At 62.0% G+C, this 17,845-nt stretch carries 16 protein-coding genes; 15 read left to right on the top strand and 1 reads right to left on the bottom strand.

Annotated elements, in window-relative coordinates:
• Positions 1-54: 54 nt before the first annotated feature.
• The 11 genes from LJE63_08475 to LJE63_08425 all read left to right on the top strand — a co-directional run bounded on the left by LJE63_08475 (position 55) and on the right by LJE63_08425 (position 11,021).
• Positions 55-777 (top strand): peroxiredoxin, encoded by a 723-nt coding sequence (locus LJE63_08475; GenBank protein MCG6906646.1) that lies wholly within the window; start codon positions 55-57, stop codon positions 775-777.
• Between the two features lie 85 nt (positions 778-862).
• Complete coding sequence (locus LJE63_08470) at positions 863-1,024, top strand: hypothetical protein (protein ID MCG6906645.1); 162 nt, start codon at positions 863-865, stop codon at positions 1,022-1,024.
• A 4-nt stretch (positions 1,025-1,028) separates the two neighbouring features.
• Positions 1,029-1,841, top strand: a complete 813-nt coding sequence (locus tag LJE63_08465; GenBank protein ID MCG6906644.1) for a hypothetical protein — start codon at positions 1,029-1,031, stop codon at positions 1,839-1,841.
• A gap of 515 nt (positions 1,842-2,356) precedes the next feature.
• Positions 2,357-3,553 carry a cyclopropane-fatty-acyl-phospholipid synthase family protein gene (locus LJE63_08460; GenBank protein MCG6906643.1) on the top strand — a complete coding sequence of 399 codons (1,197 nt, stop codon included), beginning with the start codon at positions 2,357-2,359 and terminating at the stop codon, positions 3,551-3,553.
• Positions 3,554-3,625: 72 nt separating this feature from the next.
• A complete protein-coding gene (locus LJE63_08455) occupies positions 3,626-4,660 on the top strand; it encodes an NAD(P)/FAD-dependent oxidoreductase (GenBank protein ID MCG6906642.1) in 1,035 nt (344 codons plus the stop codon).
• A gap of 183 nt (positions 4,661-4,843) precedes the next feature.
• Entirely contained in the window at positions 4,844-5,794 is a 951-nt protein-coding gene (locus tag LJE63_08450) for a DUF808 domain-containing protein (GenBank protein MCG6906641.1), read from the top strand.
• Positions 5,795-6,163: 369 nt separating this feature from the next.
• Entirely contained in the window at positions 6,164-7,654 is a 1,491-nt protein-coding gene (locus LJE63_08445) for a YbaY family lipoprotein (protein ID MCG6906640.1), read from the top strand.
• Between the two features lie 89 nt (positions 7,655-7,743).
• Positions 7,744-8,268 carry a PaaI family thioesterase gene (locus LJE63_08440; protein ID MCG6906639.1) on the top strand — a complete coding sequence of 175 codons (525 nt, stop codon included), beginning with the start codon at positions 7,744-7,746 and terminating at the stop codon, positions 8,266-8,268.
• A gap of 203 nt (positions 8,269-8,471) precedes the next feature.
• A complete protein-coding gene (locus LJE63_08435; GenBank protein MCG6906638.1) occupies positions 8,472-9,443 on the top strand; it encodes a calcium/sodium antiporter in 972 nt (323 codons plus the stop codon).
• A gap of 238 nt (positions 9,444-9,681) precedes the next feature.
• Entirely contained in the window at positions 9,682-9,975 is a 294-nt protein-coding gene (locus LJE63_08430; GenBank protein ID MCG6906637.1) for a hypothetical protein, read from the top strand.
• Positions 9,951-11,021: a ketoacyl-ACP synthase III gene (locus tag LJE63_08425; protein MCG6906636.1), complete on the top strand. Its 1,071-nt coding sequence runs from the start codon at positions 9,951-9,953 to the stop codon at positions 11,019-11,021. Before LJE63_08430 ends, LJE63_08425 begins: the two co-directional genes overlap by 25 nt.
• Before the next feature lie 35 nt (positions 11,022-11,056).
• On the opposite strand, the gene LJE63_08420 is transcribed toward LJE63_08425, so the two are convergent.
• Positions 11,057-11,284, bottom strand: a complete 228-nt coding sequence (locus LJE63_08420; protein ID MCG6906635.1) for a hypothetical protein — start codon at positions 11,282-11,284, stop codon at positions 11,057-11,059.
• 324 nt (positions 11,285-11,608) lie between these two features.
• Between LJE63_08420 and LJE63_08415 the strand changes: the two genes are divergently transcribed.
• The 4 genes from LJE63_08415 to LJE63_08400 all read left to right on the top strand — a co-directional run bounded on the left by LJE63_08415 (position 11,609) and on the right by LJE63_08400 (position 17,781).
• Entirely contained in the window at positions 11,609-13,528 is a 1,920-nt protein-coding gene (locus tag LJE63_08415) for a sigma 54-interacting transcriptional regulator (GenBank protein ID MCG6906634.1), read from the top strand.
• Positions 13,529-13,997: 469 nt separating this feature from the next.
• Positions 13,998-15,395 (top strand): selenium-binding family protein, encoded by a 1,398-nt coding sequence (locus tag LJE63_08410; GenBank protein ID MCG6906633.1) that lies wholly within the window; start codon positions 13,998-14,000, stop codon positions 15,393-15,395.
• Positions 15,361-16,035 (top strand): hypothetical protein, encoded by a 675-nt coding sequence (locus LJE63_08405; GenBank protein ID MCG6906632.1) that lies wholly within the window; start codon positions 15,361-15,363, stop codon positions 16,033-16,035. Before LJE63_08410 ends, LJE63_08405 begins: the two co-directional genes overlap by 35 nt.
• A 51-nt stretch (positions 16,036-16,086) precedes the next feature.
• Positions 16,087-17,781, top strand: a complete 1,695-nt coding sequence (locus tag LJE63_08400; GenBank protein MCG6906631.1) for a SpoIIE family protein phosphatase — start codon at positions 16,087-16,089, stop codon at positions 17,779-17,781.
• Positions 17,782-17,845: the final 64 nt, after the last annotated feature.

The following is a 17,845-nucleotide window of genomic DNA, read 5'->3' as shown; positions in this document are numbered from 1 at the left end:
TGACGGGTGATGCAACTGTTGAATCACCCAAAACCCAAACGAAGGAGGTATGCTATGAAAGACCTCAAGGTAGGGTGCGGGAAACCTACCGGTGCAGAGGTGGGTGAACCGGCAAAGGAGAAACCGTCAACCGAAACCACCCAAACAGAGAAGGAGGGTTCCACCATGGCAGCAGTTCGTGTCGGCCGTAAAGCCCCGGATTTTGAGGCACCGGCGTATCAGAACGGAAAGTTTGGCGAAATCAAGCTGTCGGATTATTTGGGCAAATGGGTTTGCCTGTGCTTCTATCCGGGGGACTTCACCTTTGTCTGAGCTACTGAATTGGCCGCAGTTGCGTCCAAATACAAAGACATCCAAGCTCTGGGTGCTGAATTACTCTCGGTGAGTGTCGACAGTCACTTTGTCCACAAGATGTGGCAGGACATCGAGCTTTCAAAAATGGTGAAGGGTGGTGTGCCCTTTCCCATGCTTTCAGATCAAACGGGAAACATCGGGAGGATGTACGGCGTTTTTGATGAAAATGCCGGCACTGAAACGCGGGGGAGATTCATCATTGACCCGGACGGCATTGTCCAGGCCATTGAAATCGTAACACCGCCGGTGGGCCGAAATGTCTCTGAGTTGATCCGTCAACTTCAGGCCTTTCAACTCGTTAGAAAATCCAACGGCACGGAGGCAACCCCTTCCGGCTGGCAACCCGGCAAACCCACGCTGAAACCGAGCCCGGACCTGGTGGGCAGGATCTGGGAGGTGTGGAAGGTGGAGGATGCTTTCTAACGAAACGTGAATTAAACCTCTTCCCGACTCTCCGGCCGACCGGTTGCTTGGGGCCGGGCGGACCTTTTACAGGAAGGAGAAAACCATGGGCAAGGTGGCGCTGTTCGTGTTCAACGGCGACCCGATGTGCTTTATTCACGTGCTGCTCAATGCCCTCGATCTAAAGGAAAAGGGAGTCGAAGCGCGCATCGGGCGGGCACATGAGACCTCGCGAAACCAACGCAGCGGCGGCCCCCTGTGGTGTTGAGAGTATGACCCAAAACTACCAACCGCTTGTCAACATTTCCCCCGCTTTCCAACGTTATATCGGCATTGACTACTCCGGCGCGGAAACACCGGAGTCCAGCCTCAAGGGCCTGCGTGTCTACGAAGCCAGGCGCGAATGCCTGCCGGTGGAAATCGAACCGCCCCCCAGCCCGCGCAAATACTGGACCCGGCGCGGCCTGGCCGAGTGGCTGGCTGAGCGCTTATCCGAGGATCTACCGACCATCGTCGGCATCGATCATGGTTTTTCCTTTCCCCTGCGCTATTTCGAGGTTCACCATTTGGAGCCTGACTGGCAGAGCTTTCTCGATGATTTTCGGCAGCACTGGCCCACGGATCAGGAACACACCTACGTCGATTTCGTCCGGGACGGCTTTCGGGGCGACGGCGCGGCGCGCTCCGGCAGCGCCCGCTGGAGGAGAATCACCGAGGAGCGGGCCGGGGCCAAGTCGGTCTTTCATTTCGATGTGCCCGGCTCGGTGGCCAAATCGACCCATGCCGGACTCCCCTGGCTGCGTTATCTGCGGCATCGTCTCGGGGGGCGGATCCATTTCTGGCCCTTCGACGGCTGGAAAATACCGGCAGGCATCTCGGCCATTGCCGAGGTCTACCCGTCGCTGTGGCGCCGCACATCCCCCCGTGAGGGGCGCACCCCCGATCAGCACGATGCCTATGTGGCCGCCGCCTGGCTGCGGAAGGCCGACCTTGAGGGCCGCCTTCAAAAATTCCTCACGCCCCCTTTGTCGCCCGGAGAAAGCGCCACAGCCAGGGTCGAGGGCTGGATTTTGGGGGTGGTGTGAATAGGAACGATTTGAGCAACCAGGCATGACCCAATCCGGCGGCTGGAAACCGACCCGGCGGCGACATCGCATCACCTGCCCATCTCGGCAGTAAAAGAAGCCAGGAAAATGGCGGGCTTATGAATAATATCCCCGGCAGGTGTAAAGCGCTGCGCCTGCCGATGGCGGCCGCTACCGGGCGCCTCAAGTCCTCCCCGCTCCCGGAGATTTACCTGCCGCAGCCTGGCGTTTTTTGCGAAATCGTCCCGTTTGGGACTTCTGATGGGGCGCGGGCGGCCCTGCCAAAAGCTGGCGCCTGTTCCTGTTTTGGTATCCTCTTGACAGCGGCGAGAGCGGATGCTATGCAATAGAAAACTTTGAAATCATTATCCTTTATGGGTTGGCTGGATCACTTAACCATCTAAAAAAGGATATGCGATATGAAGTCGCACAAGCACCCTTTGGTTAATTCGACGATGTCGGTCGACGGGGGGACTTGGGCGAGGTCCCGCCACGTTTCACCCGTCGAGACCTGGTTGATCAAACGCCTCATGGGTCTCATGGGGGACCCGGCGGTAAGCATCCTCTTCTGGGATGGCCGGGAGCACTACCGCTGCCCGCATGCCCAGCCGGTCGGCTGCATACGCCTCCTGGACCGCGCCACCCTCTGGCGCCTGCTGACCAATCCGACCCTCAATTTTGGCGACAGCTTCAGCGCGGGCCGCATCCAGGTGGAGGGTGATCTGGTCGGTTTGATCCATGCGGTTTATGACGCCAAGGTCAGACGAAGCCGGCCGGGGGCCCTCCAAGCGCTGATCAAGGGGCGCGTGATTCGCTCGCAGTGCAACAGCCTCTCGGATTCCCGCCACAACATCGTCCACCACTACGATCTGGGCAACGATTTCTATCGTCTCTGGCTCGATGACGAGATGGCCTATACCTGCGCCTATTTCCCCGCCCCGCACATGACGCTGGAGCAGGCCCAAGCCGCCAAACTGGACCACGTTGCCCGCAAACTGCAGCTCAGACCGGGGGAGCAGGTGGTCGAGGCCGGTTGCGGATGGGGCGGGCTGGCGCGGCATTTTGCGCGCCACTACGGCGTCCATGTGCGGGCCTACAACATCTCTCCCTCACAAATCGCCTACGCCCGTCAACGGGCGCAGGCGGAAGGCCTGGAGGACCGGGTCGAATATATCGAGGACGACTATCGCAACATCCGGGGAAAATACGATGCATTCGTCTCGGTCGGCATGCTGGAACACGTTGGCGCCCGGAACTACCGGACTTTGGGACGCGTTATCGATCGCGCCCTGAAGGACGACGGGCGCGGCCTGATCCACTCCATCGGTCAGAATCGGCCGGAGCCCCTCAGCGCCTGGACCGTCAAGCGCATCTTTCCCGGGGCCTATGCGCCCACGTTGGGTCAGATGATGGAGATCTTCGAAACCCCCGGTTTCTCCGTGGTCGACGTCGAGAACCTCCGGCTGCACTACGCGAAGACGCTCGAGCATTGGCTGGCGCGCTACGAACGGCACGCAGATAAGGCGCGCAGGATGTTTGACGAATTCTTCGTGCGGGCCTGGCGGCTCTATCTCTCGGCCTCCATCGCGAGCTTCCGGGCCGGTTGCCTGCAGCTCTACCAGGTCGTGTTCACCCGACCCAGCAAGAACGACATGGCCTGGACCCGCGCCCATCTCTATCAGGATCAGTCGCCGCCTCAGTCCGGGGCTTGACCAGGGCCCACTTGGACCGGGCGCTGTCTGCCGTCCGGGGACGGTTGCCCCCGGGACTGTGAGGAGCCCCGCATGACCAGAGCAGATGTCATCATCGTCGGGGGAGGGCCCGCGGGTGCGGCCTGTGCCTGGCAGTTGCGCCGGCGCGGCATCGATTGTCTGATCCTGGACAAAGCGGCTTTCCCGCGCACCAAGCTCTGTGCGGGCTGGATCACCCCCCAGGTGGTGTCCGACCTTGAGATCGATATCGGTGCCTATCCCCATCGGCTTCTGACCTTCAAGGTCATCCACGCGCATCTTTTCGGAATGACTCTGAAGGTGCGCTCCCCCCAGCATTCCATCCGCCGCTTCGAGTTTGACGACTGGCTCCTGAAGCGGTCCGGGACCCGGGTGATCACCCACGCCGTAAAGCGGATCGCGCCGCGCTCCGGCCGCTACGAGATCGACGGCCGCTTTCAGTGCGACTACCTCGTCGGCGCTGGCGGGACCGCCTGCCCGGTCTACCGGTCGCTGTTCCGGGAGTTCGATCCACGGGCGAGGCGGCTGCAGGTCGCCGCCCTGGAGCAGGAGCTGCCGTATCGGTGGCGTGACGGCGACTGTCACCTCTGGTTTTTCGACAAAGGCCTGCCGGGCTACAGCTGGTACGTCCCCAAGCAGAACGGCTACCTGAACCTCGGTGTGGGCGGGATGGTCCAGGGGCTGCGTCAAAAAGTGGGGGCGCTCCAGCAGCATTGGGACCGCCTGGTCACCAGGCTGCGTCGGGCCGGTCTGATCGACGAGAATCTGCCGCTTGCGCCCCGAGGTTATGCCTATTACCTGCGCGATGGCGCACGGCTCACCCGGCGCGGCAACGCCTTTCTGGTCGGGGATGCCGCCGGTCTCGCCACCTGCGATCTTGGCGAGGGGATCGGCCCGGCGGTTCGCAGCGGGATTCTGGCTGCCAATGCCATCGCCGATGGTGCCCCTTACAGCCTCGAGGCGCTGCCCCGCTACAGCCTCTCCGCCCTGCTGCCCAGACCGCTGCTGGCCTTTATGCATAGGGCGCAGGGGGGCTTGGATGCCATCGGCCTGCGCCGGCGTCAAGTTGACCGTCGCCAGGCAAGTTGAGCGCCGGACCGGTCTCCGAACCCGATCGCTTCCCAGGGCTGGCCCATCGGCCGCAACCCGCCCCCCCACGTTTCAGGGCGGAGGTCAGCATCCGCTTCCGCCGGATCCCGCCCACGGGGTGCCTGAGCCGTCATCATCGGCACCGTTTGAAATCCACCGATCCCTGCGGTCCCGGGAGGGCCCATGGCCGGAGCCAGCCTGCTCGCACTCATCGATGATATCGCCACCGTGCTGGATGATATCGCGGTTATGACCAAGCTCGCGGCGCGCAAGACCGCCGGCATGCTCGGAGACGATCTCGCATTGAACGCGCAGCAGGTTCTCGGGGTTCGGGCCGAGCGGGAACTCCCCGTTGTCTGGGCGGTCGCCCTCGGGTCGCTCAAGAACAAGCTGGTGCTGATCCCGGCGGCCATGTTGATCAGCGCCGTCGCCCCCTGGGCCATCACGCCGCTGTTGATGCTGGGCGGCGGTTTTCTCTGCTACGAGGGCTGCGAAAAGCTGGCGCATTGGCTCCTGCGCACCGATACCGATGAAAAGCAGCATCATACCGAGCTGACACACGCCCTGGTCGACGCGAGTCGCGACATGGTGGCCTTTGAAAAGGACAAGATCCGCGGGGCGATCCGCACCGACTTCGTGCTCTCGGCGGAGATCATCGTCATCACCCTGGGCATCGTCGCCGGGACATCGTGGGTCAGCCAGCTCGCGGTCCTTGCGGGGATCGGGCTTTTGATGACGGTCGGCGTCTACGGGCTGGTGGCGGGCATCGTCAAGCTGGATGACGCCGGCATCTATCTCGAGCGACGCTCCGGCGGCGACCTGCTGGCACGGCTGCAGCGGCGCCTGGGCGCCTGGCTGCTGGCGGCCGCGCCGCGCCTGATGCGCGCGCTGGCGGTCATCGGGACCGTCGCGATGTTCCTGGTCGGCGGCGGCATCCTGGTTCACGGGCTGCCCCGGGTGCATGACCTGTTGCATCCCGTGGCGCATGCCGCCGCGGCCGTTCCCGCCATCGGGGCGGTGCTCGAGGCCTTGACGCCACCAGCCTTCAACGCACTGGCCGGCGTCCTGTCGGGTGCCATCATTCTGGGCGTCATCCGATTGGGCGCGCTCCTGCTTAGCGGCCTCCGATCGTAAACAGCAGCCAGCCGATGTGACAATTGGATTGAAGCCGTTGTCCCCTGCCATCAAGGGCTGAGGGTCAGGTTTTGGCAACCAGCTTTTTTTTGAAATGATCACCAATGGATTTATTTTTTGAAATTTTGGCACCAGTCAGCTACAAGCCAAAGGCAAGATCAAAACTTTCAGCGTGACGGAACAATCTCTCGGTGGACACGATGATGGCCGGGTATCCCACTGCTTTATCGGCGGTCGGCTGGCGATCGCGGTTTGGGATAAGGACGCCTTTTGCGCCTGCGCTGCGCCCCTCAGGGAGGAATTGAAGGGGGAGGGCCGGGGCAGGCTCGCAATCTGAAAAAAAATCGGACTGGCGAGGTCGCACGTGCCATGCAATCGCTCGCTCACTTCAAAGAACGTCGCGTCCTTTGCGGCCCAGCGGGGCGGGTTTGGGCATTTGCCGCCGTGCTGCTTGCGGTGTGCGGCACCACCGACCTCCCAGGGGCGCATGCCAATATGACGCGCCCTTCGGCTGCGGCGGTGACGGGCGCCGCCACCTACCGCGAACGGATCGCACTGCCGGCCGGCGCCGTCTTCACGGCGACCCTGGAGGACGTGTCGCGGGCCGACGCCCCGGCGAGGCTCATCGGGAGAACCGTTGTTGATCACCCCCAGCCGCCGATCCGCTTCAGCATTCCGTTCGACCCGGCCGACATCTCCCCCGAGCGCACCTACGCCGTGCGTGCGCGGATCCTGGTGAATGGCAGACTCTGGTTTACCTCGGACCGGTTCCATGGGGTATTGACGCGGGGTGCCGGAAACTCGGTCGAAATTCCCCTCAAGCGCGTGCGCAACGCACAACCGTACCCGCCGGTCGATGATTGGGGTTCATCCGCGATGTTGCCCCCCCGCGGCCTGAGCCTGCCGGCGACCTTCCGCGGCGAACTGCCCTGCGCCGACTGTGCGGGTGTGCGGCACCATCTGGATCTCTGGCCGGACCAGGTGTTCCACCTGCGGCGCGAGTGGCTTGGCAGGGGCATGGTGCGCGGTGACATCGGTCGCTGGCGCGTCGACCCTGTCCGACCGGTGCTGGTGCTCCAGGGGGGCGCCGAGATGCCGCTGCAGTATGAGATCCTCGGCCCGGATCGGCTCCGGCAGCTGGATTTTGCAGGCAAGCCCATCGCCTCCGAGCTGCCCTACGAGTTGCAGAGCAACGGCGTGCTGGAGCCTACGGACGTGTCGCTTTTTATGGGCGGTGAGGTGACCTGGCAGGCCGACATCCCGCGGTTTACGGAGTGTCTCACCGGGCGCAGCTACCCGATCGCCCCCGGCAGCGAGGCCCTGCGCCTGCAGCGCGCCTATCTTGCCGAAATCCAGCCGCCGGGCACGGCCCTCTACGTGACCTTCGAGGGCACGATCGCCCATCGCCCGGGAACTGCGGGCGAGCGGCCCGAGCCCGTGGTGACCGTCCAGCGCTTCATTGCCACCTGGCCTGAGCAGGCCTGCGCCCGCGCCAAAGCGGCTGCTCCCCTGGTCAACACCTACTGGCGGATCGTCACGCTACAAGGGGGAGCGGTCCATGCCGTTGCCGGAAGGCGCGAACCGCATCTCGTTCTCAGGCAATCCAACGATTCCCTGGAATACACTGCGACCATCGGCTGCAACACGTTGATGGGAACGTTCGAAACCGCGGCAGACCGGCTGTCGTTCTCACTGCCGGCCGCGACTAAAGTGGCCTGCCCGCCCCTTCTCGCCGAGATGGAGCGGCGGCTCGGGGAAGTGCTCGACGGTGCAATCCGATGGCAGATCATTGGCAATACCCTGTTGCTAAAGGACGCGGCCGGCGAGGATCTTGCCCTACTTGAAGCTGTCTACTTCTGAGGCGGCGTATTCGGAATTGCTGCGCACCCGCATGGGTTCACGTCTTCAACACCCGTCTTGAAAATTCAGCTGGAAAAACAGGAGGAAGGATGCTCACGCCCAACCCGGCCTATACCCGGGAACTGATGTACATCGTCAACACCAGCCCATACCCGCGCCACATGGCCATGCGGTTGGCGGCCATTGCCATCGACAGCGCCGAGATCGTGCTGGACGCCGGCCCGTGCCACCTGCAACCCTTCGGCATCATTCACGGCGGTGTGCTGGCCACCCTGGTCGACACCGCCACTTTCTGGGCCGCCTTCATGCGCATCCCTGAAGGTGCGGGGTTGGTCAACATCGACCTGAAGCTCAACTACCTGAAGCCGGTGGTCAGCGGCCGGCTGAGCGCCCTTGGCTGCGCCATCCGCTCCGGGAAAACCATCAGCTACGCAGAAGCCCGGGTTCTGGGCGGCGACGGGGGGCTGCTGGCCCACGGCACCTCCACCTTGATGACCTTGCCGGGTAAAGGGCTTAAAATTTCGGCACCCAAATTTCTGGAGGAAGCGGCAAGTCAAAGTCCGGACGGTTTCGAAAAAACCCCCAAGTTACGGCGCGCAAATCTCCAAGAGTGAGGCATTCTTTTGTGCGCCGCAACGATTTCGAGATGCAGCGCAGAGCGGAAATTGGATTTTTTCGGAACTGTTGAGCCTCATTTCGGTCCTGTAGCGCAGATGCCGGCCGCCGGGTCCGCTTGATTCGGGAAACGGTCTGAGAATCAAAACAGCGCCGGGCCTTTTCGGATTTGACACACCCAGTGATTGGATAAGAAGCCTCTATGATCACCGCAGTTTTCGCCGTCGTCTTGGGCCTGGCGCTTCTCGTTTGGAGCGCCGGCCGGTTCGTGGAGGGCTCCGCCGCCGCCGCGGGGCATTTCGGCCTGCCCCCGCTTCTGATCGGCATGGTGATCGTCGGCTTCGGCACCTCAGCACCTGAAATGGTGGTTTCCGCGCTGGCCGCCTCTCAGGGCAACCCCGGGATCGCCCTGGGAAACGCTTACGGCTCCAACATTACCAACATCGCCCTGATTCTTGGCCTGACCGCGCTGATCAGCCCCATCGCGGTCCATTCGCAGGTGCTGCGCAAGGAACTGCCGATCCTCACCGTCATTACCGCTCTAGCTGCATGGCAGCTTTGGGATGGGGAGCTCACGCGGGCCGATGCCGTGGTGCTGCTGGGGGTTTTCGGCGGCATGATGGCCTGGACCATTTGGCAGGGGCTGCGGAAAAAGACCGATGCCCTGGGCCGCGAGATGGCGCAGGAACTGGCGGTCTACACCATGCCGATCCGGCGGGCGCTCTTCTGGCTTCTGGTCGGCCTGGTGGCGCTGATCGTCAGTTCGCGTATTCTTGTCTGGGGAGCGGTGACGATCGCGCGGGGGCTGGGAATCAGCGATCTGATCATCGGCCTGACCATCGTCGCGGTGGGAACATCGCTGCCGGAGTTGGCATCGTCGCTTATCGCCACCCGCAAAGGCGAGCATGACATCGCCTTGGGAAACGTGCTTGGCTCCAACCTGTTCAACACCCTGGCCGTGGTGGGAATCGCCGGGGCGATCCACCCGACGACGGTGGCCGCCGAGGTTTTTTCGCGGGACATTCTGGTCATGACGGGCCTGACCGTTTCGCTGTTCATCATCGGCTACGGGTTCCGTGGGCCCGGGCGCATCAACCGCCTTGAGGGCGCAGCCTTGCTGGCCTGCTACGTCGGCTATACCGCCTACCTGGCGAGAACGGTTTTCGTTCAGTGAGGGCGGTTCTGACCGTGGTGAAGAACGGGACCCGGTTTCATCCGGGTCAAAGGGGTTGCCCCTATATCGTCGAATCCGTCACCCGACGCGGGGAATTCGCTTGCTTTTCAGATCCCGGCTCTATAATTCAGAAGACGCTAATGAAGATGAAACAGTGGTGGATCTATTCAGGTCACTGGCGGGCTCGGGAAAATGAGCGCTTCTATGTTAGCGTGTGCCCTTGATGGTGGCCGCTCAGATGGCGCGTGCCTTCGGGACGGCACCGCCGCCGGGGACAGTTATTGACTGGTCTGCGGGGCTGTCTCGCAAGCGCGAACGGGTCCTGCTGGCGCCGGGACCTCAAGGCAGCGCTTCGATCCGCTTGCCGGACTTTTTCATGTTGGTGGACCTAATTGTAATCAAGAATGCCCTGCTCACCGCGATGTTCGCGGGAGCCTTGGCTTTGTTTGCCGATCAGTTGCTCCTGGATTTGGACCAGGGGCCGGGCGTTTTCCTGAGGGTAGGGAGGTGGATTTCATCATGCCAAATATGATGATAACCGGGACCGGAAGCTATATTCCAACTGTGAAGATATCCAACCAACATTTCATCGACCATCGATTTTTCAATCCAGATGGAACCAAAATATTAAAATCAAATGTTGATATCATCGAAAAGCTTGAAAATATAACCTGCATCAAAAATAGAAGGTATGTGGACAACCAACTGAACACATCGGATATCGCTTATCAGGCATCCCGTCAAGCACTCCACGGAGTCAACAAGGAGGACCTTGATGCCATCATAGTGGCGCATAATTTTGGGGATGTCAGGGCGGACAACAGAAGAAGTGATTTGGTTCCCACCATCGCTGCCAGGGTCAAGCATAAACTGGGGATTGAAAACCCTTATACCGTTGCTTTTGATATCCCCTTCGGCTGTCCCGGTTGGTTGCAGGGAATGATAGTCGCAAATTACTATATCAAATCCGGTGATGCAAAAAAAATCCTAGTGATCGGGGCTGAAACACTCTCGAGAGTTTCAGATCCGCATGACATTGACAGTATGATATACTCGGATGGCGCCGGCGCGACCCTTGTTGAGTCCACCGAAAAAAATATTGGGGTCCTGTCGCATGTTACAAGATCCGATACCCTGAATCACGCCTATCTTCTGAAACTGGATCGATCATACAATCCTGATCACGATGGCAATGACTTGTACATGAAGATGCGGGGCCATGAGATTTACAAGTACGCGATTAAAGTGGTGCCTGAAGTGGTAAAGGAATGTCTCCAAAAAGCCGGATTGAATTTAACCGACGTCAAAAAAATTCTGATCCATCAAGCAAATGAAAAGATGGATGAAACTATACTGAAACGGTTGTTCAAACTTTACAAAATAAACGAAATTCCCGAAGATGTCATGCCCATGACCATCTCCTGGCTTGGCAACAGCTCGGTGGCAACCTTGCCCACCTTGCTGGACCTTCTACAGCGTGGGCAGCTGGAAAATCACAGGCTTGCCCCCGGCGATGTTGTCGTGTTCGCATCTGTCGGGGCCGGTATGAATATCAACGCCATGGTTTACAGGATATAGCTGGAAGGCGGCAGTTGAAGCAACGGGATGTGCCATCAAGAATCATACGCCAAGATCTCGGCAAGCTCGGCATGGCTAAAGGTCATATAAGCGGATTGGTGGCGTTTCAGTTTACGGTTTGGGCAAATGCCGCAATCCAGCAGGAGGTTTGAAACGGCCGCCTCGTCCAGACATGTTTCATAAAAAGGGCAGCGAAAGTTTCTGAAAAACTCTATTCTGTAGTTTTGCGTGTTCGGGCTTATAAAAATCGGTTTGCGCGCCATTACCTTATCCTTTCGTGGGCATCTGCCGTAGATACTTTTTTACCGGAGCCTTTTTTTGCGCTCCCCTCAGATGGCGGTTTCATAGCCCATCGGCATGTTATAAATTTTAGAGTCCTGTTAGAAATCGTTTAGCGGGTTAGGGCGCCCCGCCTTGGTCATTTTGTTGCCGGCCGCCGCCGCCATGGCTGAGGAAATCCGTCTTCTCCTTCCGCAAAGTCCTCAGCACCCCCCCCCCAGGATTTGCGTTTGCCCCGGTTGCGTCATATTTTTGCTTAATTCCAACTGGCAACACGGCATTGAATGAAACCCTGACGGGGGGCGGCCATGGCAGACGATAAAGACGCGTGTCTGTGCGCACTCGATCACCACGACCCGCTGCGGGCGGTGCTGCAGGGAACCGCCTCGGAAACCGGCGAGCGCTTCTTCGGGGTGCTGGTTACAAGCCTTTCCAGTGCGCTCAAGACCCGCTATGCCTGGGTGACGGAGTACAGGGAGCGCCTGCGGCGCTTGAAAACCCTCGCCTTTTGCATGGACGAGCGGCTGCAAGCGCCCTTTGAGATCGACATCGACGGGACACCCTGCGAGAAAATCATCGATCACGCCCAGTTTGTCCACTACCCGGACAACATCCTGGAGCTCTTCCCCGCCAGCGCCAAATTGAGGGAACTGGGCGCCGTGAGCTACATGGGGGTGCCCCTGACGGATCTGACGGGGGCCGTTTTGGGTCATCTGGCGGTGATCGACGATCAGCCGATGCCCCAAGCGCCCCGGAATTTGGCGTTGTTTAAGATCTTCGCCGCGCGCGCGGCCGCCGAGCTGCGCCGCATCCGGACCGAGAAGGCCCTGCGGGGACGGGAGGCCGAGCTGCAAGCCCTGGTGGACAGCGCCATGGACGGCATTGTGGAGCTTGACGAGGACATGCGGGTGGTTCGGATGAACCCGGCCGCCTGCAGCGTTTTCGGCCTGGCTCCGGAGGCCGGTACTGGGGAGCCTTTCAGTTCCTTTCTCACGTCCGCCAGCCGCGACAAGCTGGGCCAGCTGATCGAGCGCCTGGACACCCTCCCGCCGGCCAAACGCGCCCTCTGGGTGGCCGGCGGGCTGGAGGCCATCGGCTCGGGGCACCGGCTATTTACCGCCGAGGTGACCGTGTCGTGCTTCCAGATGCACGGGCATCGTTTCCTGACGCTGATTCTGCGCAATGTCAACGACCGCTTGGAGGCCGAGCGCCGGATCAGCCGGCTCGAGCAAGAGACGGAATACCTGCGGGAGCAAATCCGTTCTTTGGACGATTCCGCTGAGATCGTGGGCAAGAGCGACGCGCTTAAAACCGTTCTTCGCAGCGCCGCCCAAGTGGCGCCCACCGACAGCACGGTCCTCATCCAGGGGGAGACCGGCACCGGCAAGGAGCTCATCGCCCGCTACGTGCACCGCCACAGCCCGCGCGCGGAGAGCGCCTTCATCAAGCTCAACTGCGCCGCGCTGCAACCGACGCTGGTGGAAAGCGAGCTTTTCGGCCACGAAAAAGGCGCCTTCACCGGTGCAAGCCAGCAGCGCCAGGGCCGTTTCGAACTGGCCGGCGGGGGCACCATTTTTCTCGACGAGGTGAGCGAGATCCCCATGGAGCTGCAGGCGAAACTCTTGCGGGTGCTGCAGGAAGGCCAGTTCGAGCGGGTGGGCGGGGCAAAAACGCGCAAAGTCGATGTGCGCGTCATCGCTGCCACCAACCGCCGCCTGAACGCAGCGGTGGTGGGCGGCAGGTTCCGGGCGGACCTCTTCTACCGCCTAAACGTCTACCCCATCACGGTGCCGCCACTGCGCGCGCGCCCCGAAGACATCCCGCCGCTGGTTCAGCATTTCACGTTCCGGATTGCCGCCCGGATGGGGAAGAAAATCGAGACGATCCCCGCCGCCACGATGGATGCTCTGATGGCCTACGACTGGCCGGGAAACGTCCGGGAGCTGAGAAACGTCATCGAGCGCGCCATCATCACCAGCAGCGGCCCGGCGCTTTTCCTGCCCGAAACCTTGGAGGCCGTCTCGATCCAACCGGCTACCGGTCCCGAAGAGACACCCCAGTTCGACTCGCTGGCCGCCGTGGAACGCCACCACATCGCCCGGGTGTTGCAGGCCACCGGGTGGCGCATCAGCGGCGAACGGGGAGCCGCGGCGGTGCTGGGCTTAAACCCCTCCACCCTGCGCTACCGCATCAAGAAGCTGCAGATCCACAGGCCCTGGAAAGGCTGAGCCGCTCGGGGGTTAAAATGGGCGTTAGGGCATCTCAGGCTAACGGCACCCCCTGCCATATGTTGCGCGTCAAAAACCGCATATTTCGCCAATAGTTGCACATTCTGCCATGGATCCTCTTTCCCTCAACCCCCTGCATTTCTTTTAAGTTAAATATTTCCAGGCACCTGGTCCCAGCAACGGGCCTCAGCCGGCACGCATGGCACGGCTGCTGCTGTCTCATACTGCTACCGATGTTACGGGACGAGGCTTCTGATGCCTGACGCGCCCCACGTTCATCCTGCTTCCTGCTGCCAATTTCGGATCCGCTTCCCTTTCACTGGCTACGCCTCTGACCCGTTGTCCGCCGGGGCTGTAACCCATAATCCCGATACCACCGGACCCACGCCAGGGCGGTGGAAAACCGGTTGCCGGTCCGCCCGGGACAGCCTTTCAACCCTGGCTCCAATTTTTCGCAGGAGGTGCCGCCATGACCTTTCTCAAACCGGATCAGACCTTTTACCCTTCCCCGCGCATGGCCTGCAAAGCGCCGGCGGAGCGCCTGGGATATGTGGCCACCCTGAACACGGGGCGCAACAGCCAACCGGACGCCCTGTGCGTGGTGGACCTGGACCCGGATTCGCCCGACTACGGCCGGGTCGTCCACAAACTCGAGATGCCCTATGCGGGTGACGAGCTGCACCATTTCGGCTGGAACGCCTGCAGCTCGGCGCTTTGCCCATACGCCCCGCACCCCCACCTGGAACGGCGCTACCTGATCGTTCCGGGCTTGCGCAGCTCAAGGATCTACATCATCGACACCAAGCCCGATCCCCGGCGGCCGAGCATCGCCAAAATTATCGCACCGGAAGAGGTGCTGAAGCGCTCGGGCTACAGCCGACCCCACACCATCCACTGCGGCCCCGATGCCATCTACGTCAGCGCGCTGGGCGCCAACAACGGCGGCGGCGGCCCCGGCGGGATCTTCATGCTGGATCATTTCAATTTCGATGTCCTTGGCCCCTGGGAAATCGACCGCGGGCCCCAGCAACTGGCCTACGACTTCTGGTGGCACATCACCGAGGACACGATGATCACCAGCGAGTGGGGGGTGCCCAAGCAATTCGAAAACGGCCTGGTCTTCGAGGATCTTCTGAATGGGCGCTACGGCCGCAACCTGCACTTCTGGGACCTGCGACGGCGGCGGCACCTCCAGACCATCGATCTGGGGGAGGAGTATCAGCTCGTCTTCGAACTGCGGCCCGCCCACGACCCCACCAAGACCTACGGCTTTGCGGGGGTGGTGATCAGCTTGAAGAACCTCAGCAGTTCCATCTGGACCTGGTACCGCGAACAGGGCCGCTGGGCCGCCCGCAAGGTGATCGAAATCCCGACCCAGCCGGCGGACCCGGACCAGTTGCCGCCGCCCCTGAAAGGCTTCGGCGCCGTCCCGCCGCTGGTCACCGACATCGACCTGTCCCTGGACGACCGCTATCTCTATGTGTCCTGCTGGGGCACCGGGGAGCTTCACCAATACGATGTCAGCGACCCCTTCCAGCCGCGCCTCACGGGCAAGGTTCACATCGGCGGGATCACTCGCCGAGGGGGGCACCCCCTTGTCCAAGGGCCGCTCCTGGGAGGACCGCAGATGGTGGAAATCAGCCGGGACGGCCGCCGCGTTTACTTCACCAACTCGCTTTACAGCAGCGTGGACGACCAGTTCTACCCCGACCTGCTGACCGGCTGGATGGTCAAGGTGGACGCCGCGGCAGGCGGCGGCATCGCCCTCGACCCCAGCTTTTTCGTGGACTTCGGAGAAACCCGCACCCACCAGGTGCGACTGGAGGGCGGAGATGCATCCACTGACTCATTCTGCTACCCATCTTGAGCTTACGGCAGGCTTGGCGCTGATGATCGGCTTCGGCGCCTACCATGGCTTGAACCCGGGCATGGGCTGGCTCTTTGCGCTGGCCTTGGGGCTTCAACAGAAAAGCGAGCGGGCCATCTGGCGCTCCATGCTGCCGATAACCAGCGGGCATGCCGTTTCCATTGTTCTGGTGGCCGGCCTTGTGCTGGCGGCCGGCCAATGGCTGCCCGTCTCAAGGCTGCGCTACCTGACCGCCATCGTGCTGCTGGCCTTCGCGGTCTTCAAGCTCTTCACCTACTATCGGCACCCCCGCTGGGTCGGGATGCGGGTCGGCATGGGCGACCTCTTCCTGTGGTCCTTTCTGATGGCGGCCGCGCACGGCGCCGGCCTGATGGTGGCCCCGATGCTGCTGGAGGTCGGCCACACCGCCGGCGCTCAGACGGCCGTGCTTTCCGCGGGAGCGGGCATGCTGCTGGCCGTTTTGCTGCACACCGCCGCCATGTTGGCCGTGATGCTGGTGGTGGCGCTGGTGGTCTATCGCAAGCTGGGGCTGAAGATCCTGCGCAGCAGCTGGGTCAATTTCGACCTGATCTGGGCCGTGGCGTTGCTGGTCGTGGGGGCGACGGCCCTCTACCATGCGGTAGCGATGGGAAGTGCCTGAGGCGCCGCCTGCCGGCAGTCTCCGATCGGGCTTCCCTGGAAGGGTGATCCCATGTTGGTCAAATACGCAACTGAAATGAAAATGGGCGCGGCCCCAAGGGCCGAGCGGACCCGATCGCCCTTGCGCATCGGGGACGAGAATCAGGTCATCCGTGTGATTCTGCAGGGGACGGCGACCCACACCGGCGCACGCTTTTTTGAAGCCCTGGTGGAAAACCTGGCCCGGGCCCTGGGGACCTACAGCGCCTGGGTGACCGAATACCTCGAGGAGACGCGCCAGATGCGTTCTCTCGCCTTCTGGGTCAACGGCCGGCTGGCGGAGGGTTTTCGGCTGAACATCGACGGAACCCCGTGTGCGGCGGTGGTCGACAGTAGGGAACTGGTGCATTTCCCCGAAAACGTGCTGGACCTTTACCCCGGCAACGCCGCCCTGCACGATCTCAAGGCCGTCAGCTACCTGGGTGCACCGCTGCTGGACGACAACCGCCGCGTGTTGGGGAACCTGGCCGTATTGGACCGCCGCCCCATGCCCCGCGAGCACAACCTGCTGGCCATTTTCCAGGTGTTCGCCAACCGGGCCTCGGCCGAGCTCCAGCGCGTCAGGGCCGAGCGGGCGCTTGCAAAGAGCGAGCAGAAATACCGCCGCATCGTTGAAACCACGGGCCAGGGGTTTCTCCTGCTGGATCAGCGGTTCAGGATTGCCGATGTCAACAAGGCTTTCTGCCGCTTGGTGGGCCATCCACCTGCTGCAATTCTGGGCCGCTCGCCGCTGCGTTTCGCCGGCGACGATTTCCGACGATTCCTGGCGACCAATCAGGATGGCCCGCTGGCCTATCGGCTGCGGGCCATCGAGGGCACTCTGCTAACCAAATCCGGCCGCACGCTGCCGGTCCGCATCAACGGCGACGTGCTTCAGGACGACGACGGCCGGGGCATCGGTTTCATGTACTTCATCAGTGACATCACCCCCCAGAAACGCTCGTTGCAGTTGGCCGCGGAGGTCCAACGCAACCTGCTCCCCAAGCGCAGCCCCCCTCTGACGGGGATCGATCTCGCCGGGCGGACCCTGAGCTGCGAGGAGATCGGGGGCGACTATTTCGACTATCTGCCCTCCCGGGGCTGCGCCGCTTCCCACCTGGATATCGCCGTCGGCGACGTCTGCGGCCACGGCGTCGAGGCGGCCCTCTTGATGGCCACCAGCCGGGCCCTGCTGCGGGCTCAGGTGAGCTCGGATGCCTGCCGCCCGATCCCCGCGGTGGTCACGGCCCTGAACCGTCAGTTGGCGCTCGACGTGTCGGACAGCGGGCGCTTCATGACGCTTTTCTATCTGCGCATCGACCTGGAAACCCGCCATCTGCGATGGGTCCGGGCCGGTCATCCGGCCGCCCTGTTCTTCGACCCACGGTCCGGCTCCTTTCGGGAGCTGGGCGGCCAGGGGATGGCCCTGGGGGTGGCGTCCGATTGGGTCTACACGGAGGAAGCCGGCACGCAGGCGACGGCAGGCATCCTGGCCATCGCCACCGATGGCCTTTGGGAGGCCAGGGACAAGCAGCAGCGGTCCTACGGTCAGAAGCGGTTGCGGGACGTCATCCGCATTCATGCCGCCTTGGGGGCTGAAGCGATCATCGACAAGGTCTATGCGGACCTGGCGGATCACTCCCTGGGTGTGCTGCCCGAGGATGACATCACCCTTGTGATCGTCAAATTCGACGGGGGGGAAGACGCCGCCTTCGACTATCACATCTGACGGCCTGCAAAACCGGTTGTGCGCGGTGGGCAGCCGTTTGGCGTATTCGCTCGAAGCCTGGAAT

This window comes from Desulfobacteraceae bacterium (assembly GCA_022340425.1).
GTDB lineage: Bacteria > Desulfobacterota > Desulfobacteria > Desulfobacterales > JAABRJ01 > JAABRJ01.
The sequence above is the reverse complement of the archived record's forward strand: the minus strand, read 5'-3'. Positions and strand labels throughout refer to the sequence as shown.